Source organism: Weissella sagaensis (assembly GCF_005405285.1).
GTDB lineage: Bacteria > Bacillota > Bacilli > Lactobacillales > Lactobacillaceae > Weissella > Weissella sagaensis.
In genome coordinates, this window is the sequence record NZ_BJDT01000028.1 from 1 (window position 1) to 324 (window position 324).

The window sequence follows — 324 nt, forward strand, 5'->3', positions numbered from 1 at the left end:
GACAGATGATTAGGGTGAAGTCGTAACAAGGTAGCCGTAGGAGAACCTGCGGCTGGATCACCTCCTTTCTAAGGAAAATCGGAAGCCTACACATCTATATGAAACGATATTTAGTTTTGAGTGGTTAACATTCAAGCATGGGGAATTAGCTCAGCTGGGAGAGCGCCTGCTTTGCAAGCAGGAGGTCATCGGTTCGATCCCGATATTCTCCATTAACAACCTACAGGTTGTTAATTAGTTCTTTGAAAACTGAATCATAATTGTAAATTTTTAAATTCATTTATATTGATCATATCAATTAAATTGAGCCGAAAAAATACACCG

1 tRNA gene and 1 rRNA gene are annotated in these 324 nt (G+C 39.2%); both read left to right on the plus strand.

What is annotated here, in order from left to right:
* Positions 1 to 68: ribosomal RNA gene (locus FFM55_RS09745) — 16S ribosomal RNA — on the plus strand; the annotation flags it as partial.
* A gap of 71 nt (positions 69 to 139) precedes the next feature.
* Positions 140 to 212: transfer RNA gene (locus FFM55_RS09750), tRNA-Ala, on the plus strand.
* Positions 213 to 324 lie beyond the last annotated feature (112 nt).